Origin of the sequence: Citrobacter sp. Cpo032, assembly GCF_030332975.1 — a bacterium.
Lineage (GTDB): Bacteria > Pseudomonadota > Gammaproteobacteria > Enterobacterales > Enterobacteriaceae > Citrobacter > Citrobacter portucalensis.
Genome location: NZ_JAOWGU010000039.1, coordinates 13,062 through 35,863 on the forward strand (window position 1 = coordinate 13,062; position 22,802 = coordinate 35,863).

Annotated in this window: 19 protein-coding genes; 16 read left to right on the forward strand and 3 right to left on the reverse strand. The window is 47.5% G+C overall.

Annotated elements, in window-relative coordinates; translation table 11 throughout:
• The first annotated feature begins 5 nt into the window (after positions 1-5).
• From OGY33_RS09220 to mobC, 12 genes are all read left to right on the forward strand, one after another.
• Complete coding sequence (locus OGY33_RS09220) at positions 6-2,753, forward strand: VirB4 family type IV secretion/conjugal transfer ATPase (protein WP_050310701.1); 2,748 nt, start codon at positions 6-8, stop codon at positions 2,751-2,753.
• A gap of 22 nt (positions 2,754-2,775) precedes the next feature.
• Positions 2,776-3,504 carry a TrbJ/VirB5 family protein gene (locus OGY33_RS09225; protein WP_050310699.1) on the forward strand — a complete coding sequence of 243 codons (729 nt, stop codon included), beginning with the start codon at positions 2,776-2,778 and terminating at the stop codon, positions 3,502-3,504.
• Between the two features lie 11 nt (positions 3,505-3,515).
• Entirely contained in the window at positions 3,516-3,791 is a 276-nt protein-coding gene (locus OGY33_RS09230) for an EexN family lipoprotein (RefSeq protein WP_047063072.1), read from the forward strand.
• A gap of 75 nt (positions 3,792-3,866) precedes the next feature.
• Positions 3,867-4,898, forward strand: a complete 1,032-nt coding sequence (locus OGY33_RS09235) for a TrbL/VirB6 family protein (protein ID WP_064356189.1) — start codon at positions 3,867-3,869, stop codon at positions 4,896-4,898.
• Positions 4,899-4,987: 89 nt separating this feature from the next.
• On the forward strand, positions 4,988-5,128 hold the full coding sequence (locus tag OGY33_RS09240) for a hypothetical protein (protein ID WP_020078407.1): 141 nt from the start codon (positions 4,988-4,990) through the stop codon (positions 5,126-5,128).
• Entirely contained in the window at positions 5,121-5,804 is a 684-nt protein-coding gene (locus OGY33_RS09245; RefSeq protein WP_050310695.1) for a VirB8 family type IV secretion system protein, read from the forward strand. Before OGY33_RS09240 ends, OGY33_RS09245 begins: the two co-directional genes overlap by 8 nt.
• A complete protein-coding gene (virB9, locus tag OGY33_RS09250) occupies positions 5,801-6,691 on the forward strand; it encodes a P-type conjugative transfer protein VirB9 (protein WP_003036368.1) in 891 nt (296 codons plus the stop codon). Before OGY33_RS09245 ends, virB9 begins: the two co-directional genes overlap by 4 nt.
• Positions 6,688-7,992 carry a VirB10/TraB/TrbI family type IV secretion system protein gene (gene virB10, locus OGY33_RS09255; RefSeq protein ID WP_050310694.1) on the forward strand — a complete coding sequence of 435 codons (1,305 nt, stop codon included), beginning with the start codon at positions 6,688-6,690 and terminating at the stop codon, positions 7,990-7,992. The genes virB9 and virB10 overlap by 4 nt, the downstream gene beginning before the upstream one ends.
• Positions 7,982-9,001, forward strand: a complete 1,020-nt coding sequence (virB11, locus tag OGY33_RS09260) for a P-type DNA transfer ATPase VirB11 (RefSeq protein ID WP_003036362.1) — start codon at positions 7,982-7,984, stop codon at positions 8,999-9,001. Before virB10 ends, virB11 begins: the two co-directional genes overlap by 11 nt.
• Before the next feature lie 60 nt (positions 9,002-9,061).
• On the forward strand, positions 9,062-9,364 hold the full coding sequence (locus tag OGY33_RS09265; protein ID WP_050310693.1) for a TrbM/KikA/MpfK family conjugal transfer protein: 303 nt from the start codon (positions 9,062-9,064) through the stop codon (positions 9,362-9,364).
• A gap of 699 nt (positions 9,365-10,063) precedes the next feature.
• Positions 10,064-11,923 (forward strand): type IV secretory system conjugative DNA transfer family protein, encoded by a 1,860-nt coding sequence (locus OGY33_RS09270; protein ID WP_050310691.1) that lies wholly within the window; start codon positions 10,064-10,066, stop codon positions 11,921-11,923.
• A 9-nt stretch (positions 11,924-11,932) separates the two neighbouring features.
• Positions 11,933-12,679 (forward strand): MobC family replication-relaxation protein, encoded by a 747-nt coding sequence (gene mobC, locus OGY33_RS09275; RefSeq protein ID WP_050310690.1) that lies wholly within the window; start codon positions 11,933-11,935, stop codon positions 12,677-12,679.
• 193 nt (positions 12,680-12,872) lie between these two features.
• Here the strand turns inward: mobC and OGY33_RS09280 are convergent, their stop codons facing one another.
• Positions 12,873-13,820, reverse strand: coding sequence for an ArdC family protein (locus OGY33_RS09280; protein ID WP_050310688.1), 948 nt, complete (start codon positions 13,818-13,820; stop codon positions 12,873-12,875).
• A gap of 544 nt (positions 13,821-14,364) precedes the next feature.
• Here OGY33_RS09280 and OGY33_RS09285 point away from each other — a divergent pair.
• Positions 14,365-16,290, forward strand: a complete 1,926-nt coding sequence (locus OGY33_RS09285) for an ATP-dependent nuclease (RefSeq protein WP_050310687.1) — start codon at positions 14,365-14,367, stop codon at positions 16,288-16,290.
• On the forward strand, positions 16,287-17,954 hold the full coding sequence (locus OGY33_RS09290) for a UvrD-helicase domain-containing protein (protein WP_050310685.1): 1,668 nt from the start codon (positions 16,287-16,289) through the stop codon (positions 17,952-17,954). The genes OGY33_RS09285 and OGY33_RS09290 overlap by 4 nt, the downstream gene beginning before the upstream one ends.
• Positions 17,955-18,144: 190 nt before the next feature.
• Here OGY33_RS09290 and OGY33_RS09295 read toward each other — a convergent pair whose 3' ends face one another.
• Positions 18,145-19,878, reverse strand: a complete 1,734-nt coding sequence (locus OGY33_RS09295) for a hypothetical protein (RefSeq protein WP_050310684.1) — start codon at positions 19,876-19,878, stop codon at positions 18,145-18,147.
• Positions 19,879-19,937: 59 nt separating this feature from the next.
• Positions 19,938-21,023, reverse strand: coding sequence for a DUF4297 domain-containing protein (locus tag OGY33_RS09300; RefSeq protein ID WP_050310682.1), 1,086 nt, complete (start codon positions 21,021-21,023; stop codon positions 19,938-19,940).
• 772 nt (positions 21,024-21,795) lie between these two features.
• Between OGY33_RS09300 and OGY33_RS09305 the strand changes: the two genes are divergently transcribed.
• Together OGY33_RS09305 and OGY33_RS09310 are read left to right on the forward strand one after the other, a co-directional pair.
• Complete coding sequence (locus OGY33_RS09305) at positions 21,796-22,095, forward strand: DUF2188 domain-containing protein (RefSeq protein WP_050310681.1); 300 nt, start codon at positions 21,796-21,798, stop codon at positions 22,093-22,095.
• A gap of 2 nt (positions 22,096-22,097) precedes the next feature.
• On the forward strand, positions 22,098-22,718 hold the full coding sequence (locus OGY33_RS09310; RefSeq protein WP_044784805.1) for a hypothetical protein: 621 nt from the start codon (positions 22,098-22,100) through the stop codon (positions 22,716-22,718).
• Positions 22,719-22,802: the final 84 nt, after the last annotated feature.

Genomic DNA, 22,802 nt, shown 5'->3' on the forward strand with positions numbered 1-22,802 from the left:
CAACGATGGCTACGCTGAATAAAGCACTCACGCGGCCTGCCGCCATTATGGGTATTCCTCTGGTGCCGTTCGTTCTCGTCAGCGGGGCCATCGTCCTGCTGGCAGTCTATGTCAGCTATTACCTGGCGATTATGCTCATTCCTGCATGGGCGGAAATGAAAAATAAAACCCGAAAGGACATTCATTATTTCAGTCTGCTCTGGCTGGCGTTTAAAACCCGTGGGCGGCTTTTCACCAATACCCATTTTGGCGCGAATGCCCTGCTGGCAAACCAGTACGATAACGTTGATGTCTCGGAGTTTATTCAGAAAATGAAATTAAACGAGCGTATTACGCTGGATAAATATATTCCGTACTCCTCCCATATTCACCCTTACGTCATCAGAAACCGTCACCGTGATTTGGTTGCCACCTGGGAGCTGGACGGCACAGTCTTTGAATGTGAAGACGAACATCACCTGACCCTGATGGCCACGCACCTGAATAACGTTATTCGTTCGTATGAGGGTCTGCCGGTAACATTCTATATTCACCGGCTCCGTGAAAAATACCATGATGTTTTTGAAGCCTGTTCGGGTATTCCCTTTTCCGATGAGGTAACACGTCGGTATTACCAGCCGGTAAAAGACAAACCGTTCTGGCGGCACCGGCTGTTTTTCACCGTCTGCTACGCGCCGTTCTCTCAGATTGAGAAGAAAACCATGAAAGCGCAGTCGCACAGTAAACGCCAGGCAGCACTGGATGACGCGCTCAAAATCATGCTGGAATACCGCGAAGCACTGGAATCTTCATTATCCCGCTATATGGCAACGCCGCTGGGGATATATGAAGAAAACGGGCGGGTGTATTCCTCACAACTGGCGTTCTTCCATCGTCTGCTTACCGGTCAGTGGCAGAAGGTGGCCGTAACGCGCTCACCATTTTATGAAACGCTCAGTACGCCAGACGTCTTTTTCACCACCGACACCGGTGAATGCCAGACGGTCAGCGGTTCCCGTTTCTTCCGCAGCCTGGAGATTAAGGATTATTCCCCGGAAACCCATACCGGTATGCTGGATGCGCTGCTGTACGCCGAAAGCGAGTATGTTCTGACGCAGTCCTTTACCTGCATGGCACGGGATGAGGCGCAGAATCATATCCGTCTGGCGGAAAAACGGCTTAACTCCACGGACGACGACGCGACTTCCCAGCGCGAAGAGCTGATTGTCCTGCGCGACCTGCTCCAGTCCGGACATGTGTCGTGCGGTAAATTCCACTTTTCCCTGCTGATCTCCTCAGACAGTGCCGGACAGGTGGTGAAGGACACTAACGTTCTGGCCCAGCCCTTCGCCGATCTTGGTATTATGACAACGCTCTCCACCCTGTCACTGCCCGCCGCGTATCTGGCGCAACTGCCGGGCGTGTATACGCTGCGACCCCGACTGGTGGCCGTCAGCAGCCAGAATTTTGCCGATATAGCCTGCCTGCATAACTTCCATCCCCACAAACGCAGCGGTAATCCGTGGGGGGAAGCCATCGCCATCCTCACATCTCCCGGCGGTGGCGGGTATTACCTGAACCTGCACGACAGCCAGGCCGGGCGGGATGACACCGGTGAGAAAACGCCGGGGAATACGGCGATTATCGGGAAAACCGGATCCGGCAAAACCCTGCTGATGACCATTATGCAACAACTGATGCAGAAGTACCGTAACCCGGCGTCGTTTGCGCCTTCTGCCACCATCAAACGGCTGACCACGGTGTATTTCGATAAGGACCGGGCGGCGGAGATGGCGATCCGCCAGGCGGGCGGGCGTTATTTCCGCATCCATACCGGCGAGCCCACCGGCTTCAACCCGTTTGCGCTGGAGCCAACCCGCCGGAACATCAGTTTCATCAAACGGCTGGTGCGCATGCTGTGCCGCCGCAACGGTAAGCCGCTCGATCCGCGCGATGAGGAGCGGATCAGTGCCGCCGTGGACACCATCATGCTGGACTATCCGCCGGAGTACCGCCGGTACGGGATCACCCGGCTGCTGGAAGTGCTGCCGGAGCCGCCGACCACAGACGCCCGCACCAACGGGCTGCGTATTCGCCTGAAACAGTGGGCGCAGGGGGGCGAGTTCGGCTGGGTGTTTGATAACGAGGCCGATACTTTCACCATCAGCGATGTCGATAACTTTGGTATCGACGGCACCGAATTTCTGGATGATGACGATATTCGCGGCCCCGTGACCTTTTACCTGCTGTACCGTGTGACCAGTCTTCTGGATGGTCGCCGCCTGGTGATGTTTATGGATGAGTTCTGGCGCTGGCTGGCCGATGTCGAATTTTCCCGCTTCTCCCTCAATATGCTGAAAGTCATCCGAAAGCTGAACGGTATCTTCGTTCCGGCAACACAGTCACCGGATGAAATCGTCAGACACCCCATCGCCCCGGCGATTATTGAGCAGTGCGGTACCCAGATTTTCCTCGCCAACCCGAAAGCCAGCCATGCGGATTACGTGGAGAAAATGAAAGTGCCGGAAAGTGTTTATGACACGGTCAGGAGCCTGGATCCGGGCGAGCATTATATGGTCATCCTGAAAACACCGCTGCGGGCCGGGGAAACCCGCCCGTTTGTGGCGATGGCGAAAATGGATCTGTCCGGGATGGGTAAATTCACCCGGCTTCTCAGCGGCAGTGAGGACAACCTGAAAATATTCGATGCCATTTATCAGGATGGTATGCGACCTGATGAATGGAAAGATACTTTTTTTGACCGGGCAATCTGAAAGCCAACCTGAGGTACTATCAATGCGTTCCAGGAATCACCGTCTGGCATTATTGTTATTTTTCTCGGCGCAGGCGTTCAGCGCCGGAATACCGGTTTTCGACGCCGTGCAGAATACCGAATCCATTAACCAGTGGATGCAGAAACTACAGCAATGGGAGGGTACGGTTACCCATTATAAAAGCGAACTTAATGCGTATAAGAAGCAACTGGCTACCGCAACCGGCGTGCGGGATATTCAGGGTTTTCTCAGTGATGCCCGAAGCCTGAAAACCGATATTGATAATCTCCGTAAGAACGGTATTTCACTGGATGATCTGCTGACCACGAAGAACAGTTCATATTCTTATGAACTGCAACACCTTTACAGTAAATACAAATCGTTCAGCGTATGCAGCGAGGAACAGGAAGGAATAAAATATCAGGCCCTGGCCGACAGTTGCAAACAGATAATCCTCAATCAGGCAATGGCGATTGAGAATACCACTGACGTTGAAAACAGGATTAACAGCACACTCAGCGATATATCAGACTTATCTGACCGTATATCGAATGCGCAGGACTCGAAAGAGTCTCAGGATCTGGCTAACGCCATCGCGGCGAAAAGCGTACAGTTAAATGCGCTGACGAATCAGTGGGAGATGTCTGTCAGGCAGGCTGAACAGCGAACGACATTGCTGGAACAGCAAAGACAGAAAGCCTTTGAACAGCAGCAGCTAACGGCACCTGTTGCTGACCTTAATAATTTATAAGGAGGTTATCCGTGCTCAGATCCTTATTCACCTTATGCACACTCTCAGGCGTGATATTACTGTCCGGCTGCAAGGAAACCAAATCCGAAGCCTGGTATAAGCAACATCCTGACGAAACTTATGCGGTTTATACGCAATGCCTGAAGGATGGCGAGGCAAGCGATAACTGCGAATTTGCCCACCGGGCAGCACTTATGTTTGCACAGGAAGGCCAGCCCGGGGTTAAGGAAAAATTCGAGGCGATATTTCAGCAGGAAGCTGCAAAACGAAATGCAGTGACACAGTAATAATATTTCCTCCAACAAAACAGGGAATTCTCCCTGTTTTTTTATTTCCTTTCTTTAAATATCAGGTGAGGCACCATGTCCGGTGGTATTTTTGTTGGTATGGACAAAAACATCATGGATGGACTGAATGCTGTACTGGAAGGTCAGTCTTCCACTTACGGCACGATGATCAGCGTCATCATTGTCAGCTCTTTTACCTTATTTATACTGTATCGCGGTTATCAGACACTGGCTGGCAAACTCCGGACCCCGGTTGAAGATGTCGTCTGGGATGTGGGGCGAATGTTGCTGATCACCACCTTTGTGTTAAACCGGGATGGCTGGCTTGATATGGCGGTAGCGGCTATCCAGGGACTCAAAGACGGTGTCAGCGGCGATGATAATATCTGGGCGCTGCTCGATACTGTCTGGGGAAAGGCACAGGCGCTGGGGCAAAAGTTATTTAATATGGACACATCAACTTACGTCAAACTGAATGGCGGCCTTGCCCAAGTGCTGGTATGGGGCGGCTCTATTGTCCTGCTGATGGCAGCCACCTTTGTCAACCTGCTCGCCGAAATCACCATCCTGTTAATGACCACCACCGCGCCGCTCTTTATTTTCTGCCTGCTGTACGGTTTTCTTAAACCGATGTTTGATAACTGGCTGAAAACGATTTTTGCGGCAATATTAACGATCATGTTTTCCGCCTTATCCATCCGTATCGCCATTAATTACCTGAATAAGATACTGGATGCTGCAACAAAAACATCCGCTGAAACCAATATGGTCACGCTGGCGGCGCAGTGCCTGCTGGCCGGGATTGCGGCAGGTGTGGTGGTCTGGTTCTCCGCGAGGCTCGCCAGCGCACTCAGCGGGGCCGCTGTACAGGCGGTGCTGCAGGGGGCAGCCATGAGTGGCCTGAGCGGACTGGCGAATAAATCCTCCAGCCTTGCCGGGCCGGGCGTCAGAGGCAGTGCCCGCCTGGCTGCGAAAGGCGGCATGGCCGTCGCCGCGGCGACCGGCAGGCTCACCGGCGCAGGCGCGGGTAAAACCGTGAGCGCCTGGCAGAAACGCACCACCGCCATCGAAAGCATGAAACGCCTGAACCGGCAGCGTCACCGTTAATCCTCCCTGCCGTTAATTTCCTTTCCCCGTCACGCCGTGGCCTGCGCCACCGGTGCGGCATTCCTGCATCCATACGATAAGGGGCTTCCATGAAATTCAGCATCATCCTTCTGATGCTGTGCGCGCTCACGGGCTGCGCACGGCATCAGGGCGACCTCCCACCGGTATCCGGCGAACCCGAGCCAGTGAATTCCCCCGCCATCATTCAGGAGCTGACTCACCATGTCTGATATTCAGAACATTGTTAATGTTTCCCGCTCTTTTGAATCCATACTGCTGGAAAAGGAAGAGCGTTCCCGAAAAACCGCCTGGCGGGTGGCCGCTGCCGGACTGGTTCTGGCCGCAATGGCGATTGCGGCCATTATTATTCTGCTGCCGCTGAAAACCTCCGACACTGAATTATGGTCAGTGGATAAACAGACCGGGCGCTATGAATATATGACCCGCGTGAAGGAGCGGGATATTGCTGCTGAAAAAGCGCTGGCACATTCACTGGCAGCACACTATGTCAGACTTCGCGAGGGATATAATTATTTCTCCCTCCAGCGTGATTATGACGACGTGCAGTTATTTAACAGCGACAGCGTGAACCGGGACTATCTGGACGGGTTTAACGGCGACCAGGCACCGGACGTGATTTTTAATAAGGCGGAATATGTCGTTTATATCGCCATTATTTCCAATGTGCATGCGCCTGCCACCGGGCCGGATAATCTGGCAACACTGCGTATTAAGCGCACAATCCGTCGTGTTGCTGATAATTCCGTGAAAACGGATGTGTGGAATATCCGCCTCACTTACCGCTACGTCCCGCACCGGCAACTGACCGACAGCCAGCGCGAAGTGAACCCGCTGGGCTTTATCGTCACCAGCTACCAGCGCGATAAAGAGCTGAGGGGGGAATGATGCTGAAACATCCCCTGCTCCTCTCTGGCTTAATGGTGTCATGCCTGGCATGGGGCGCAGCGACACCGCGCGGCAGCGCGTATGACAGCCGGATGCAGAACGTCACGTACAACAGCCAGAACGCCACGGTCGTCAGTACCCGCCCCGGCTACGTCACCATGCTGGTGTTTGATGACGGTGAAACCGTTATCGATGCGCAGGCGGGTTTCCCCAAAGGCTGGACCGTGACGAAAAGCGACAACCGGGTGGGCGTCAGCCCGAACCCGATTACCCAGCCGGTCACGGACGCCAGCGGCAACAACGTCAGCCAGGTGTTTCTGCCGACGGCAAAAGACTGGAAAACCAATCTGTTCGTGGTGACCTCGAAGCGCGATTACAGCCTGGAACTGAACGTGCTGGATAAAGACTCGCCCGCCCAGGCCTTTGTTATCCGCTACCGCTATCCCGACGAACTGCGAAAAAAGTCTGCCGCCGCCAGCGCCGCCCGTCAGCAACATCAGCAGGAAGCACTGGACCGGCAGCGGATAGCGGCGGCATTCGGGCAGGCCACCACGCCGCGCAACTGGCGCTATACAAAACGGGTGGCAGCTGGCTCAGCCTCCATCGCCCCGGACTTTACCTGGGATGACGGTCGTTTTGCGTATATCGGTTTTTCTCCTGCGAAAACCCTGCCATCCGTTTTCCGGGTGGTGAACGGCCTGGAGCAGGCGGTCACGCCCCGAACCATTAAACAGGGCAACTACACCGTGATGGCGGTTCCGGCATCGCCGCAACTGGTTCTGCGTTACGGCACCTCGGTGGTGGGGATCGAAAACGACGGATCCGGGCGTATCCCGCTGACCAACAGTGACACCGTTTCGCCGTCCGTTACGCTGGAGGCAAAATGACCGACAAATCTTTCCCGGACGAACCGGAAAAAACCACCGCAGAACGGGAAGCGGAAGCCCGTGAACGCGCCCGCGCGGCAATGGCATATCAGGAGCCGGAGCAGAAAACGCCGCCCGGTCAGCCGGAAGTGACCCGTTTCCGTAAAGCTTCAGGTCGCCGCACGCTGATCGTCAGCCTGCTGAGTCTGGTCCTGGTCATCGCGCTGGCATCCGGTGGCGATCGTCTTCTCAGCGCCCTGAAAACGGGTGATGAGAAAGAATCTGGCACCGCGCCGCCCTCCTCCGGTACGGTGCAGCATGAGCGTAAGAATCTGGGTCTGGACAGTAACCCGTTTGGCCTGTTCGGGCCTGGGAGGCAGGAAAGCACAGACCCTGCCAGTCAGAGCGCCCCGGCCACTCCAGCTCTGCCGCCCGGGCCGCCCGCCCTGAACAAGGCGGCAGCACTGGCAGACGGGCTGAACAGCGACAGTACAGGGTCAGGCGACGATACACGCACGTCCCGAAGCGGATCGCGCAGCAACGCGGGAACGTCGGGCAGCCCGTCAGCCTCCACGGCGTACACATCCTGTCAGTCTGTACTGGTCAGTGGCGAAGATGGACGTCTGCGCTGCCCGGATACGACAGCACCGGCAGGCAGCAATAACAACGACAATCCGGGCGTTGCCAGTGTCACTGGTGTCAGGCGGCTGGGCCTCGATCCCGATCTCTATATCCCGGTGGATCGTTATATTCCGTGTTCGATGATGCGGCGCTTCGTATCCGATGTTGGCGGTCATATCTCCTGCCTGATCGGTGAGAATGTCTGGAGCGCCAGTAACCACGTGAAGCTGATCCCGGCAGGAACGGTCGCCCGTGGCGTCTACCGCACTGGCGCACTGCAACACGGGCGCAGCCGGATGTTTGTGCTGTGGACGGAGCTGCGCACGCCGGAGCCCGGCAGCCTGCAAATCCCGCTCACCGATACGCAGGCCACCGGCCCGCTCGGTGAGGCGGGTATCGCGGGCTGGATCGACAGCCATTTCTGGGCGCGTTTCGGCAACGCCCTGATGCTCAGTACCGTGCAGGACGTGGCGGCAGCGGCATCAGATGCCGCGCCGGGTAAAGACCGCAATACCGACTATACCGAAAACACCCGCGCCGCCACGGCGGAAATGGCGAAAACGACGCTGGAAAACAGCATCAATATCCCGCCCACGATGTACCTGAACCAGGGCGATGTGATCGGCATCATGACCGGTACGGATATTGATTTTTCCTCTGTTTATCAACTACGGCTGAAAAAGAAATGGTATGAACGCTGAAAACCTGTCACTGGATTTTATGAAAAACCGGCTGTTTGGCGACTTTCTTGCTCAGGATGGCCTGACAGAAATTGCTGTTAACCGGCCGGGTGAGCTGCATACAAAAATTCGGGGAAAATGGCAAAAACAGGCATCCCCCATCACGTTGCGTCAGTGCCATGCTTTTGCCAGAGCGCTGGCGTCCTGGCATGACGATAATATTGACGATACATCACCCATCCTTTCTGCAACATTAGGATCTGGCGAACGTATTCAGGCGATTATTCCTCCGGCCTGTGAACGTAATACGGTGTCCATTACGCTGCGCAAACCCTCGTTTGAGCAGAAAACACATCAGTCATGGATTGATGCGGGATTTTATCAGCGCGTGGCCGGTCAGGAAAAAACGGAAAGTCAGGATAATGCACTAATCCGGTTATATCACAGCGGGGATATTCCCCACTTTATGGAAAAGGCGGTGGAATACGGCAAAACGATTTTTATTGTGGGTGAAACCGGCTCCGGCAAAACCACCTATATGAAAACGCTGCTGCATTATATTCCGCTGCATCTCCGTCTGGTAACGATTGAGGATAATCCCGAAATCCGTTTTTATCACCACAGCAATTATGTTCATCTTTTTTACCCGGCGGATGCCGGGGATAATGCTATTGTCACGCCCGGCAGGCTGATCCGTGCTAATTATCGTATGAACCCTGACCGGATATTACTGGCGGAAATTCGTGGGCGGGAAGCGTGGGACGCGCTGAAAATTGTCGGCTCCGGGCATGAGGGGTTAATCACCTCCCTGCATGCGGGCTGTCCGGCAGAATGTATTGAAGGGATCATTGACCGCTGTTATGAAAACCCCGACTGCCGGAACATTCCTTTTGATGTGTTGTTACGCAAGGTACTTAAAAGCATTGATGTCATCGTCAGCATTGATATACACGGCGATGTGCGCCGGATGAGTGATATTTACTTTAAGCCAGTTCATTTAAACAGCACGAAAGAGACATTCAGAAAATAACCCCGACAAATAACATTAGCCAAAAAACGCAACCTTTAATTAATCATAATGGTAACTGAAATGAAAAAAGCAATATCCTCCGTATTATTGTTCTGCGTTATTGCATCATGTTCAACATCTGTACTGGCTGCTGATGCCTGCGAGGTGGTGTTATGTATGTACGGTAAAGCAACCGGAAATGGCGGCGGCAGTGAATGTCATTCCGCTGAACGTGCATTCTTTAATATCGTGAAAAAGAATAAACACGGTTTTCTGCCTGACCATACAGCTGATGCCAGACAATCGTTTTTACTTGAATGTGATTCGGCAGACCCGGCGGCTATCAGTCAGATCATCAGTAAATATGGCCGCGTTCGTGGTTAATACTGGCGAGACGGGCACAGCGCATGACGGTTTTCAGGTTTTTACGGCTTCTGTTTTTCGCGGATTAAGGAGCGAAGAAACAGGGGCCGTAAAAATGAGGCAGCGGACAGAAATATTTTCGCGGGTTAAGGAGCGAAAATAATTCAGGCACCGCGCCTCACCTGCAAACAGCCGCGCCCACGCGGATTTTGCAGGCCGGGGGGAGCCGGATAAATTTCGCCGCCCCAGCGAGCGAAAAGCTGTCGCCCACGACAGCGGTTTACCCGGGGGGCACAGCCCCGCACACCGTCGCGGCTAAGTCTCCGGCCAAAAGCCGGTAGCGTGGCGCGACCACCCTCTTTAAAGGTCAGCTTCCCTTTTATTCCCGCTGCGAGGAACGAGCAAAGGGAAGAAAAAGGCGAAAGCGACCGTCTTAAAGGGGGTGGTCGCGCGTAGCGGGCGACGGTGTGCCGCCGTTGACTTTGGGGGTTTTGGCGCGGCGTCCAGCAACGTCATTACCCCCATGTGACAGGCAATAAGGGCGTCCAGCCCGCATGTACTGGCGCACGCTGTTTCTTACCGGGAAGCATGCTTTCCGACGCATGGCCGCACAGCGGCCACCTTCTTTACCCCATACGCTCGCCCCGCCTTTTCGCCCGACACCGTGGGGCGAATTGATGGGGCGATGTTATGGGGCGAATAGCTGACGAAGGAGGCATCATGATTTTAAATAAGCACGCCGTTTCACTGTCTCCGATAATGAATGGCGCTCTGCCCTTCATTGCTTTTATGCAACAGAATCAGCTTATGCTGGCGTTATTAGCGGGGCTGACGATGCCGTTTTTGGCCTTGATGAAAAGCGATGAACCGCAGAAAGCCCCGTTATGGAAAAGGTTGATTATCGCTTTTTCCCTGTTGTGTTTTCTCTCCGGCACACTGGCCCCGATAGTCATCGGATCCTTCCAGTGGCTGTTTAAGACCAGACTCACCAGTGATAATACAGTACTGGCCTGGTCAGCACGGATTACTTTCACTGTGACCGGGATTATTTTTCATATTATGCTTCGCCGGGTATTCACGCCTGAACTGGACAGAATAAAGAAACGCCTTGTTAAAAAAACCACCCTTGAACGGGAATTGCGCACCGATGTCCGCACCGTAAAATCCCTGCTGCCGGAAACACTGCATTATAACCCGCTGGATTATATCGACCTGAATAAAGGTATTTTTACTGGTATGGACAGCGAGAAGGAGCCGTTGTATCTCCCGTTAAAGGACTGGCAGAAACAACACGCGGATATTATCGGCACCACAGGAGCCGGTAAAGGGGTTGCTGCTGGTATATTGCTTTATCAAAGCATTCTGGCCGGTGAAGGTGTGTTTGTTATGGACCCCAAGGATGATGAATGGGCACCGCATCTTTACCGCAAAGCCTGCGAGGATGCAGGCAAACCCTTTGCCTTAATCGACCTGCGAAAAAAGCAATACCAGCTAAACCTGATTGAAGATATTACGCCCGAGGAACTGGAAGAATTGTTCGTTGCAGGTTTCAGTCTGGCAGAAAAAGGACAGGAAGCTGACTTTTATCGGATCGACGACCGGAAAGCCGCCCGAATAGCCGCACAATTTGTCATCCATAATACAGCCTCAACCATTCGAGAAGTTTATAACGGAGACTATGTTCAAAGTATTGCAGATAAGATAAAAGCCTTTTTCGGCAAGATTGAGGAACTGGCCTTGCTCAATGCCATCAATGCCCCTACCGGATTTTCGCTTAATAAGATATTTGATGAAGGCGGTTGCTGTTACGTCATCGGTTCAATGCGAAACAGCAAAATAATTACCGCACAGCGCATGCTGCTGGTTCGCCTGTACCAGTTAGCAGAAAGGCGCGACCGTGTAACAGACATACCCCGCCCCATTGCTATTTATCTTTCAGAACTGAAATACCATTTATCCAGGCCAGCACTGGAGGGATTAGGTGCGGCGCGGGATAAAGGTGTGCATATTATTATGGATCACCAGTCCATTGCCGATTTAAAAGACTGCCCGGCAGATTTGAAAGGTGACGCCGTTGTCGGTGCGGTCGTTGAGAACGCTAAATTCAAACTGGTTTACCGGGTTATGGACCCGGATACGGCGGAATGGGTTGCAAGAATGTCAGGCACTATTCTGGTGGATGATGAACTCCGTAAGGCTAAAACGGATAATATGCTGACGGAGACCATCGACAGTGAGCGTACCATTCGCCAGGCCGAACGTTTCTTTATTGACAGTAATATGATCCTGAACCTGCCCGATTTTGTCAGCTTTATCTTTACGACAAAAACGCTACCTTCTGCCTCACTGATTTCACCGATAAAGATCAGAAAGCGTCAGCTAAAAATCTTCTCGGTTTCCCCTGATATTACCGCATCGGCGGCACCGGTGAAAATCGCACTGGATTTTGACGAGGATGATAAACCATCCATACAGGATGTAATGACAACGCACCCGGGTCTTTTTTTCAACGAAAGCGAAGTCAAACCGGCAGAGCCCCAACCTCATGAGGGAGAACACCTGTCCCCGCTGGATTTTTAAGGAGCGGTTATGCTGATTTCGACATATCAAGAGCGCCAGACACGCAACAGAGAAAAAATAAAACAACTGCTGAACTTCCTGAAAGAAGAAACCTACAGCGATTTCAAAACGCTGATGCTGCTATTTGGTTTCCGGGATCATAAATCGCTTTATTCGCTGCTGGCAAAAACTGAGCAAATGGGGTTAATCCAGAAGCATGTGCTTGAATCACGAACAATGAAGATTTCATTATGGGGGATCACCAGCGACGGGCTGGCGGTGGTGTTAACCCCGAATGATAAAATCTTTCCTGCGCGGTTTGAACCATCAAAAATCACCGGCTGGACGCTGGAGCACCATCTTGATAATCAGGCCGCCAGACTTATTCTGGAGAAGAAAGGCGCTTCGGGATGGATTAACGGCGACCGGGCCACCTTTCTCAGCCAGTATCAGGTAAAACATCGCCCGGACGGATTACTGACGCTGCCCGACGGTAACGTTATTGCCATTGAAACCGAGCGCCGCCTGAAAACCCGAGCCCGGTATCAGTCGATCATGGCAAGCCACCTGCTGGCCCGTACCCGCAAGCAGTGGATTTACGTTTTTTATGTTGTACCCGATCCACAGAAGAAGCGTGCACTTGAACTGCTGTTTGACAGCATCAGGCATGTCATCATCAACCATCAGCACGTCCCGCTGGAAGAACGCCACCGCCGGGTGTTTCGCATTTATACCCTTGATGAACTGAAACGCCTGTCATTAGACAGCTATACGTAAGCTTTTACACAGGCCATCATGGTGGCCTCACCGGCCTGGCGGCGATACCGCCAGGCCAGAAATTATTTATTCCACTGCGAGGCGCAGACTGTTCGGTACTCGCTGTGCTGCGTTCCGCCTCAGTCTGCGCCTTGCAGCGTTGCCGGTTAAAAACCATGTAACCGCATTCCCTTGCGGTTGTCCGGCTCCGGCCTCAGAGTTTATCCATCAGATAACGATGTGCTTTAGAGGCTGCGCTGGTCGCTTTGAAAATATAACGCTTGTCGTTTTTCAGCGCTTTCAGCCAGGAAGCAATATAGCTTTCATGTTGTACCTCTCCCTCAATCCCCAGATCCGCCATCAGAAAGGCACTTCCCAGCTCCGCCACCAGTTCTTCTTCTGCATAATCAGCACTGCCAAACTTCCCTTTCATTTCACGGCCCAGACGTTTTTTGCCACCACTCCAGTGAACCAGCTCATGCAGGCCGGTAGCGTAGAAATTCGCCGCATCAGAAAACAGATGGCGCTCCGGTAGCCAGACTTCATCTGTTGATGGGCTGAAAAAAGCATTTTGTCCTTTCTCGATGATGTTTGCGCCGCTCTTCCTTAACAAATTTTCAGCCTGCGGTAACGGGTCAAATGTCGCTTCCGGGCTGACCGTTTCCGTTGTCAGGGGCAAACCGTCGATTTGCTGAACGTTAAATACGGTGAAGGTTTTCAGCATCGGGATTTGGTCGATTTCTCCGGCGTCGTTTTCCTTCTCAAGTGTGGTGTAGAAAATAGCTGTTGTGCCATGCTCACCCTTGCGAACCTGTCCACCAGTTGCCTGTGCCTGTTTGTAAGTCACCCAGCGGGAATCGCTGAAACCTTGTTTAGATGCGCTGCACCATAACAGCATGATATTAATACCGCTATAGACTGTTCCGGTTGTGTAATTGGATGGCAGACCAGACATGCCGGATACACGCTGCCAAGGGCAGGACCAGGGTTTAACACCGGCTTCCAGTGCTGCAATGATGTTGTCGGTAACGGTCTGATAAATATCCTTTCTGGTTTTAGAAAATTTCGTTTTTGAGGAGCCTGACGGGTCCAGCGGGGATACGCTGGTCGCCGCTGCGGTGTTAGGGGCGCTTGTCCGGGGGTTAAGCAGGGAAATTGTCATGGTTTTTTCTCCGTCAGTGTGTGATTTTCGTCTTCGTATCGCCTGACGGTTCGCTTTCCCGGCATCGTTCTGTGCTGCAAGGGCGCAGCATGCGTGCCATTTACCCTTGCGGGACGGGTTGTGTTGGGAAACGATTAACAGGAAGCCGATACAGGAACGAAAAGCGCACAGGAGAAAAAACTTGCCCCTGCATATCCGGGCGTAGCGCCCTTGCTCCGCAGAAGTGAAATGGTTTTATTTTTTTTGAGGGTATAGCGGTTTATTGAATTTAGGCATAAGGTAATTTTGTCGGGGCCACCCAAAACTGATCTTTGCTTCAAGATTTACCAGAAATTTTTTGTTGCATCCGGTTTAATTACAATCGCTGAAATTTCCTATGAGTGTAAGGCCACCTAGACTCCCTAGGCTCGCTAATGACTATACCCTTTAACAACTCTCTTTAAGGGCTGTATGGGATTAATGGCAGAATGGCTACCGTATTATTAACAACAAGTGGGTTCGCTTATCAATTCAATGGATAACTTGTACTGAGGGAGGAAGTAGAATGAAGCTTGAAGCAATTCGGTTATCTGGTTTCCAGTCTTTTGGCAAAGAACCAACTGAACTAAGCTTGGAAGATGTGACCTATCTCATTGGTCCTAATGGATCAGGTAAAACAGCAGCACTTCAGGCTTTATGCCGACTTTTTGCGTTTGATCCAACATTGCGTCGTGTCCAGCGAACAGATTTCCATGTCCCTTTTGATGAGGATGAATTTCCTCCTGAGAGACAGTTGTGGATTGAAGCTGACTTTCTGTTTCACGAACTTGCGGAGGACGAGGATAACAGTACTGTGGCTCCTTATTTTGGTCACATGCGACTTGATGAGCCAGAAGGTATTCCACGTGTGCGTTTTCGCCTCACTGCTACTATGGGAACAGATGGGGATATAGAAGAAAACTTAGTATATGTTTTGGATGTCAGTCCTGATAGCTCACCTCAAACCACAGCTCAAGTAACCAGGGCAGAGCGTAATAATATTCAAGTTCACTACTTACCAGCCAGACGGGACCCTGCAGACCATATTGCTTACGGTGCTAACGCTTTACTCGGACGTTTACTCCGTGCTGTTCGTTGGGATGATGAACGTAATACGATTAGAGGATTAACCAACCAGATAAGCGACAGCCTAGCAGCTAATCCCTCCATCAATGCTTTCAGTGAAAGTTTGAAATTAACTTGGGCAACCCTACACAAAGGTAAATTTTTCTCAGATCCTAAAATTACATTTGTGGCTTCGGAGATTGAAGCATTGCTACGCCATTTATCGGTTTCATTTACTCCCGGCCATGATGGCTCGCTTGTCGATTTTTCTCGGTTGAGCGATGGTCAAAAATCGATGCTTTACCTTTCTCTTGTTCTATCATCTCAAGCGATCGGTAGAGCTGTTCTCGCAGAGGAAGATGTTACATTTGATCCCGACAAGTTGCGCCCTCCGATTTTTACGCTGGTCGCAGTGGAAGAACCAGAGAATAGCCTTTCTCCCCATTACCTGGGACGTATCGTCAGTGCCTTGAATACCATGGCAAAAAATATTGATGCTCAAGCCTTAATTGCTACTCATGCACCATCAATGTTACGAAGAGTTGATCCTAAATTTATACGTTATCTACGACTTACTGAGGAAAGAAAAACACGAATTACGTGTATCAAATTGCCCCCTAAAACAGATGAAGCACATAAATTTGTGAGAGAGGCTGTACAAGCATTCCCTGAGATCTATTTCTCACGCTTGGTTGTGCTTGGTGAAGGAGATAGTGAAGGAATCGTACTGCCTCGTTTGCTCCAAGTTAAAGGCACTCCTGTGGATGAATCAGCTATTACGGTAGCACCGTTAGGTGGCAGGCATGTAAATCATTTCTGGCGGTTGCTTTCAGCACTGCAGATTCCCTATCTGACTTTGCTTGATCTGGATGTAGCTCGGTATGGCGCTGGATGGGGGCGAATTAAATACGTTAACGATCAGCTTGCAGCATTTGAGCCGGAGAAAGTACTTCCTACAGAATGGAAAATTACAAAATGGAATGATGAAACTACGCCAATAAGAACTCACCATTTTTTTAATAAAGGCACTCAAGACATTTTCAAAGAACTTGAAAACCGATCTGTGTTTTTTTCCTTTCCTATGGATTTGGACTTTTCCATGTTGCTAGCTTATCCCGAAGCTTATGGAGTTGAAAAAGAGGAGCCGGATGAGTCAACAATAAAAGCAGTGCTTGGCAAAAGCTATGACAATATTTCTCAATATAGCGTAGATGAACAGAGTTTTTTCGCTACATATCATCTACGTTTTAAATTAGGTAGTAAGCCCGCCGCACACATTGATGCTCTAGCGAAACTAAGCGACAAAAAATTAATTGCGAATATGCCAGAGTCGCTTAATAGACTAGTTGATGCCGTTATTGCCAAACTTGGAGAATTACCTGAATGATTCCTATTGAAGCATGGCAACCCGCAGATGGATTAACGCTGGAACCAAATGCAAAACGAGCAGCAAAAGCCCGCAAACGTTGCTTAGCTCTTACCGCTGGACCGGGCGCAGGTAAAACTGAAATGCTTGCGCAGCGGGCAGATTTCCTGTTACGGACAGGGACATGTCGGTATCCGAAGCGGATTCTCGCTATCTCCTTCAAGGTTGATGCTAGTAGAAATCTAAAAGAGCGCGTCGAACGGCGCTGTGGTGCAGACCTTGCCTCCCGTTTCGATAGTTATACTTTCCATGCATTTGCCAAGCGAATAATTGATCGCTTTAGACCAGTACTGAAAGGAAGAGAGGCATTAGATTCAGACTATACGATCGTTGATAAGAAAATCAGTATTTCTCGTTCCCAAATCGAATTTAGTGATCTTGTTCCGTTGGCTATTAAAATATTGCAAAACTCAAAAATTGCTCGTAATTCTATTCGTCAGACTTACAGCGATATTTTCCTTGATGAATTTCAGGATTGTACAAATTTGCAATATGAATTGGTTAAACTTGCTTTTCTAGGGACTAAAATCCGGCTTACTGCAGTAGGTGATACCAAGCAAAAAATCATGGGTTGGGCGGGAGCGATGGATGGTATATTCCAAACATTTACTGATGATTTCAATGCAGTTCCACTTAACATGTACCGAAATTTCCGGTCAAAGCCACAATTGCTGCGAGTACAAAACGAAATAATTCGTCGGCTTGATCTTGCATCTGTCATGCCAGATGAACAATTGAATGGTGACGAAGGTGAGATTCATGTCGAGAGTTTCAGAAACAGTCAAGAAGAAGCCATTTATTTGGCAAATATTATTAATGACTGGATTAATAAAGAAGGATTGGCACCAACAGAAATTGCCGTCTTAGTTTCTAAGCAGTTAGATCTCTATGCTGACCACCTAATGATGGAGCTGGAATTACGAGGAATTCCATATCGAAACGAGCAGCAAATGCAGGATATTACTGTTGAGCCAGTTGCACGTTTAATCGTAGATTATCTTTCATGCCTCTATGGAAAGCGTGAACCCAAGGCTTGGATCCGTCTGATGAATCAGCTGATTCCTTTTGCTGATGAAGAAGTACAGTCCTGTGCGCGAAAGGACCTTGATCGTTTGTTAAAAAAACAGCGCAAAGAAGCAACTAGTGCTGAACAGCTTGATTCACCTTTTTCTTGTTGGTGGAAGTTTGTAAAGGAGTTTTTAAAACATATTGGCACTGATACAATCGTAGCCCTATCACCTGATTACGAATCACACAAGCGTCTACAGGAAGTTTTTCGTGATACCAAAGCAAGGATTGAAGAGTTGCTTGAAATTGAATCAGATTTGCCACAAGCTCTTGGACGGTTTACGGATGACCAAGCAGTCAGAATTTTAACCATTCACAAAAGCAAAGGGCTTGAGTTCGATTCTGTAATTATAATGGCGGTGGAAAACGAGATTTTCTTTGGTAACCAAGATGAGAATCGATGTGCATTCTTCGTTGGTGTTTCACGGACGAAGAGACGATTATTTTTAACTCATGCTGCACAGCGTGAACGGCCTGCTAATGCCAAACGTTGGGAAGTCCATCGAACTGTTCAATCCGAATATATTGGTTATGTTACACCATTTATTAAACGGTAATAATTAGCAGCGTTCAACTATTTGTTAAACGCCGTAGTAATTTTGAAAAGACCACTCTCCGCCTCACAGAAAGGTCATGAATAATTACTTAGCTCTACTATATAAAATTAGATCAGCGCTAAGTAAGATTCATATAGTATATAGCAATATACTCGCTACTATGCATAAAGTTACAAATAATATTTATTGTTTAATCATCATCCCTCGTTTCTCTTACAGCCAATTGAATGTTTTTATACTCAGATCTTAGAGAGTCATATTGGGAAGAATCCAATAACTTTCCAGAATTTAATGTAATAACATTGGCATCATTTTTAAATTCATTTAATGCATTATTCTCCATTGCACACAGTATTATCTGATAGTCCTCTGGGATACTGCGCATTAGTTCTTTGATGACGGTTTCATAACGATGCCCCGCCTGTTCTTGCTGGTTGGGTGTATCAATGACGAAAGGAGGCACTATGCAAGTTTTAGCACTATGTATTTGTTGCAGTACGGAGAGTTGATAAGCAAGCAATCCCCTGGCAGCCTCAGCAGCACCGCCACCAAGTAACTGTTTATAATCAGTAGGTGATTTCACTTTGCTAAGATTTACTCCTGTTGATCCTAGTGCTTCAATATTTCCCAATAGCTTTGACATAAAAGAAGAATTCAGTTCTTCCTTATCCTTGTTTGAAAGAAGTTTTCTCTGATCTTTTTTCAATTCGGCGACAGAGTTATTGGCTTTGCTGATTTTAAGATCTTCATTATCAATTTTAACTTGAATACTTCTTGAGACCTTTTCTTTCGAAATAGCATCAATTACTTGTGTAATGAGTGTTTTTTCGCCCGCATTGTCATCGGTGAGATACTTCTTATTAATTCTTTCAATTTCATTAGTAGCAAATTGAGCTACCTCATTTAACTCAAATAATGAGGATCTAAGCGCCTCTATTTCTGATGCTATTGAGTTTGCCTCGTCAAGTAGCGAATCCTTCTCTGAAAGAAGCAATGCTCTGTTAGTCAGTGAGTTATCGTGAAGAGTACCACACAATGGGCACTCTAAATGATCTGTCGGTATAGATTCGACCGCAAACTTATAATCTTCTTCGAGTTCGTTTGCAGAACTGGTGGCTAATTCATACTGTTTTTCGAGATCATATATATTTGAGGTAATCGTAGCCTGAGCATCATAAAGCCTCCTTTGGTAATCGATAAACTCTTGAAGCTCAGTATTTATCTCTTTCTGAATTTCGCTAAATTTCTCATTATCTAATGCTATGGTGATATCAGCAGAATTATCAACTATGACGTCAACTGCGCTTTGAAATTTTTCTATTTTTGCTGTTGATTCTTTTTTTACCTCACTATATTCATAAATTTCTTCTTCTAATTCAAAATGTTCTGGTTTCAGATAGCCAGTAAAATACTTTATTAACGATTTTTTCCAGTTGGCATACTGACCTAAGTTTTCAAATGAATCCCAAGGTGAACTCCAGCTTTTTATCTGATCAATATAGAATGGTAAAAAATAATATGCTGGCGGAGGAGTCTCTAATTTCCCATCAGTCCGATTAGGAAGCTTCATTTTAAAGTTAACAAGATCTGATAGGTCTTGTGAAAAATCACCAGTTATATGTGTGTATCTTTTCGCTTCACCATCGATAGCGCCCAAAATTATTGAGTGGCTTCCACGGCAAGAAAAATATTCTTTATTATTTATAGTGAAATATAATATCGATTTAATGTCATTTGATTTCCATTCTTCGTCGATAACTGGATCGCATCCTAGCGACCATAGTAAACTCTTGGCTAGAGTGGACTTGCCGATACTGTTATCTTCTCCTGTAATTAGATTCAATCTCTTCGGGAACGTGAACTGATTCGCAAGTCTTTTCGAATCTGATATCAGAACCAATCGTTGAAATTGCAAGCTTCTCATTTTTCTTGTTCCTTAAATTTCTAATTAATAATTTATAATGTTCTTTTGTTATTTTTATATTATTCATGCATCACCTTCAAAAAACAGTAAATTATCTCGCAAAGTATATCATCATCTTCTGGGATTTGGCTTTCAATATTCAGCTGTTTAGCTTTCATAACAACTGCCTTAATGTAATCGCTTGTTTCAGTATAGTCTTCTTCCGGAACATTACTGAGCGCCTGTTGAGCTATTCTCATTATATTCATATCAAAAGCTGAAGCATACCCGACTCTACGTAAGTAAATTTGTTTTATTTTTTTTACCATCTTTCGATATGTTAAGGTATTCCATTTCATATCGCTTTTAGCTAAATACTCAAAGTCTTTCTCAAAGTCTTCAAATTTTGGACTCGTTGTATTTACAGCTATGACATCTTTTACCGTATGAGATGTGAGAGACTTATCCTCTACCATTTTCTCCCACATAGTAAAGTCGTAAGTATTCTGTCCTTTGCGATGAATCTCGTCGATAATTGCCCTATAAATATTGACAGCATTACAATGACTATTTGGAAATATTTCATTTACTAATTCAGCAAATCTGGCAATAACGAATTCTTCTTGATTTTCTAACTTTATTTTTGGAATGATGAACTTTAGATTTTCTGGAAAAATATCTATCCCAAGCTCGGACTTTAATTTCCCAGTTAAGCCCGATAGACAATCCACGCTAAGATCACCCGAAGTTATAATATCTAACTTTAACTTATTATCTTTCTGATCAAATGAGAAGCCACTAGCGGATACAAGACCTATTTCCGTAATACGTGTTTCATACTCAGTGCCTATACATGAGCTTAATAGTTTTCCTAGAATGGAGTTCTTAAGTCCCTCTGCACCTTTTACTCGTTTAGTTAAAGAGTCAACAGTGAAGGAATTCCCAGTATTTTTCACTTGAAAAAATTCAAATTTCGCCGAACTGCCAAACAATGAGTCTGCGATAACGACATCCTCATGATATTCAATTAATAATGCATAGTCTGCATTGGATTTATGTTTTTCAATTATTCTGCATAAAGCCCAATGATATTGGAAATTATATTTTCCAAATGTAGTTGCTCCTGAAGTTTCTCTCTGAGCATGACCTAAAATATTACTTTCCATTGATAAGTCCATCCTTCTAGTGGAGATGACTCGGCTCACCATTAATATTTCTTATCAATTTAATTTATGAAGGACACAAAGTCTATCAGATCATGCTTTTTAGCCCCTTCCACAGTAGATCCATCACATGGATAGAGTGCAGCCCATCAGATGCAACCTTGGGTGTTTCAATTTTCTTCCCTTGCGACCCTTTGAGTTACTAGGTTTTTATACAGTACTTTAAACAGAACGAGGGTATCAAATAGTATGGTATGAATCAGCTAACCTCAACAAATACACAGAGTAATGTGCGCTTGTCGCCACTGCTGTGTTAAGGACGCTAATCTGGGTATGCAGGGAAATTGTCATGATGTTTTCTCCGTTATGTAGTGTGATTTTGTCTTCGTATTGCCTGATAGTTCACCTTCCTGACATTGTTCTGTCGTACAAGTGCACATAACGCCTGTCATTAATCCTAGCGGGACGGGTTGTGTTAGGAAACGATCAGCCGTAAGCCTATAATTGAACGAAAAGATCACAGGAGACCCCAATGCAACATTGTTTGTATGGGCGCCTCTTGCGCGTCTAAAACAACAGGTTTTTTGACAGTGTTTCTTTTCATCAGTTTTAGGTGATCTGATGGTCTTTACCTGTGAATATGTTTGATAAGTATCACTCTTATTGAAAAAATTTTTTCAACCGTACGAAGCTCGCTGACAAAAACTAGGCTGTAAGGTATGCTGAATCTTAAAGCAGCTAGTGCCTTAATTTTTCTAACTGAATGGGGGAGTTCATGAAAAACTACTATACCATTGTTAAATCTGGCGCTGATTGGCGAATATTGTCGGCCAAAAATGAAAAGATAGCTACCAGTCAAAATTACAGGACACAAAAAGATGCTATAGAGGCAGCAAGAAATTTAATTAAGAATGGAGGGATTGTGTCCATTCATTCTGCAGATGGAAAAATACGTGATGTCATTAGCCAGAACAGCGAAAATTGGAACATTAAAAGGGCAAATACTAGCAACAGAATAGCTAAGAAAGAGATATTTAAAATCCTTGCTGACAACTTAGAAAAAAACAAGGCGTAAGTATGAGCTATGAGACTAATGTTTTTATAAATTGCCCATTTGACGATGCTTACACTGATTTTATTGATGCAGCATTGTTTGCAGTTTACCGTTGTAATTTTAAACCTCGATGCGCATTGGAAATAAATGACGCTGGTGATCAACGGCTCGATAAAATAAATCGCATAATCAAGGATTGTAAAATTGGAATCCATGACATATCTAGAACTGAATTAGATCACGTCAATAATTTGCCTAGATTTAATATGCCATTGGAACTAGGGTTATTTCTTGGTGCTAAAAAATTTGGCTCGAGTAAAAATCAAAAAAGCAAACTAGCAATTATTGTCGACAATGAAAAATACCGATATCAAAAATATATTTCAGATATTTCAGGACAAGACATTATGTCACATGACAATAGCCCTGAAAAATTCATAAAAATCATAAGGGACTGTTTATCCTCATACAGAATCGTTCAGAGAATCCCATCTGCAGCAATAATTATTGAAGACTACCGTAGATTCTTAGGAATTAAGCCAGCGCTGTGTGCTCAACTACAACTAGTTGAGCATGAGCTTACTTTTAATGATAAAACCAGCATTATTGAATGTTACATAGAGTTTTATGCAGCAGCAGCATAACTCTAAACAGGGGCAATCAATCCATATGCCCCTTAATGAAACATGAATAACAGCATTGCCTCCGAGACAAATGAAGATAGCCGG

Coding starts and splice junctions, on each gene's coding strand:
- virB10 (WP_050310694.1), top strand. CDS start 6,688: ATGACCGACAAATCTTTCCCGGACGAACCGGAAAAAACCACCGCAGAA.
- OGY33_RS09245 (WP_050310695.1), top strand. CDS start 5,121: ATGTCTGATATTCAGAACATTGTTAATGTTTCCCGCTCTTTTGAATCC.
- OGY33_RS09305 (WP_050310681.1), top strand. CDS start 21,796: ATGAAAAACTACTATACCATTGTTAAATCTGGCGCTGATTGGCGAATA.
- OGY33_RS09280 (WP_050310688.1), bottom strand. CDS start 13,820: ATGACAATTTCCCTGCTTAACCCCCGGACAAGCGCCCCTAACACCGCA.
- OGY33_RS09290 (WP_050310685.1), top strand. CDS start 16,287: ATGATTCCTATTGAAGCATGGCAACCCGCAGATGGATTAACGCTGGAA.
- OGY33_RS09240 (WP_020078407.1), top strand. CDS start 4,988: ATGAAATTCAGCATCATCCTTCTGATGCTGTGCGCGCTCACGGGCTGC.
- mobC (WP_050310690.1), top strand. CDS start 11,933: ATGCTGATTTCGACATATCAAGAGCGCCAGACACGCAACAGAGAAAAA.
- OGY33_RS09310 (WP_044784805.1), top strand. CDS start 22,098: ATGAGCTATGAGACTAATGTTTTTATAAATTGCCCATTTGACGATGCT.
- OGY33_RS09220 (WP_050310701.1), top strand. CDS start 6: ATGGCTACGCTGAATAAAGCACTCACGCGGCCTGCCGCCATTATGGGT.
- OGY33_RS09300 (WP_050310682.1), bottom strand. CDS start 21,023: ATGGAAAGTAATATTTTAGGTCATGCTCAGAGAGAAACTTCAGGAGCA.
- OGY33_RS09235 (WP_064356189.1), top strand. CDS start 3,867: ATGTCCGGTGGTATTTTTGTTGGTATGGACAAAAACATCATGGATGGA.
- OGY33_RS09225 (WP_050310699.1), top strand. CDS start 2,776: ATGCGTTCCAGGAATCACCGTCTGGCATTATTGTTATTTTTCTCGGCG.
- OGY33_RS09265 (WP_050310693.1), top strand. CDS start 9,062: ATGAAAAAAGCAATATCCTCCGTATTATTGTTCTGCGTTATTGCATCA.
- OGY33_RS09295 (WP_050310684.1), bottom strand. CDS start 19,878: ATGAGAAGCTTGCAATTTCAACGATTGGTTCTGATATCAGATTCGAAA.
- OGY33_RS09285 (WP_050310687.1), top strand. CDS start 14,365: ATGAAGCTTGAAGCAATTCGGTTATCTGGTTTCCAGTCTTTTGGCAAA.
- virB11 (WP_003036362.1), top strand. CDS start 7,982: ATGAACGCTGAAAACCTGTCACTGGATTTTATGAAAAACCGGCTGTTT.
- virB9 (WP_003036368.1), top strand. CDS start 5,801: ATGATGCTGAAACATCCCCTGCTCCTCTCTGGCTTAATGGTGTCATGC.
- OGY33_RS09270 (WP_050310691.1), top strand. CDS start 10,064: ATGATTTTAAATAAGCACGCCGTTTCACTGTCTCCGATAATGAATGGC.